Annotated in this window: 1 protein-coding gene; it reads right to left on the bottom strand. The window is 59.3% G+C overall.

Annotation, left to right across the window (positions count from 1 at the left end):
• Positions 1-974: NADH-quinone oxidoreductase subunit M (locus ACIOU6_RS27435; RefSeq protein WP_401139849.1), on the bottom strand; the 974-nt coding region annotated here is incomplete at both ends.

Raw genomic sequence — 974 nt, forward strand, 5'->3', positions numbered from 1 at the left:
AGGTAAACCAGGAAAACCGCAAGGCCCAGCACCATGATCAGTTCGCGAGCGTCCATGCCGTGCAGGATCGAATCCGATTTGGACGGACCGAAGTAGGCACGGTGGATCATGATCAGCGAGTAGACCGAACCGAACACCAGACCGGACGTGGCAATCGCAGTGATCCATGGCGCACTGGCGAAGGTGCCGATCAGGATCAGGAACTCGCCGACGAAGTTACCGGTGCCCGGCAGACCCAACGAGGCGGCTGCGAAGAACAGGCTGATCGCCGGCAGGTAAGCGATACGCGACCACAGACCGCCCATCTCACGCATGTCACGAGTGTGCAGACGCTCGTACAACTGACCGCTGAGGATAAACAGTGCCGCCGCCGACACACCGTGCGCGAGCATCTGGATCACGGCACCTTGCAGGGCCAGTTGGCTACCGGAGTAGATGCCGATCAGTACGAAGCCCATGTGGGAAACGGACGAGAAGGCGATCAGACGCTTGATGTCGGTTTGTGCGAACGCCAGGAACGCACCGTAGAAGATCCCGATCAGACCGAGGGTCATGGCGATCGGCGCGAACTCGGCCGAGGCGTTCGGGAACAGCGGCAGGGCGAAACGCAACAGACCGTAAGCAGCGGTTTTCAGCAGGATACCGGCGAGGTCGACGGAACCCGCGGTCGGCGCCTGGGCGTGAGCGTCAGGCAACCAGGAGTGGAACGGTACGACAGGCAGCTTGACCGCGAAGGCGATGAAGAAACCGAGCATCAGAATGTACTCGGTGGTCATCGACATCTTGGTTTTCAACAGGTCGGCGTAGTTGAAAGTAATCACGCCAGTGTTGTTGAAGTTGACCAGCACCAGACCGAGGATCGCCACCAGCATGATCAGGCCAGACGCCTGAGTGAAGATGAAGAACTTGGTTGCGGCGTAGATCCGGGTTTTCTTGCCGTCCGAAGAACTGTGACCCCAGAGCGCGATGAGGAA

Origin of the sequence: Pseudomonas sp. NPDC087615 (assembly GCF_044743445.1) — a bacterium.
GTDB classification, from domain to species: Bacteria; Pseudomonadota; Gammaproteobacteria; order Pseudomonadales; family Pseudomonadaceae; genus Aquipseudomonas; species Aquipseudomonas baetica_A.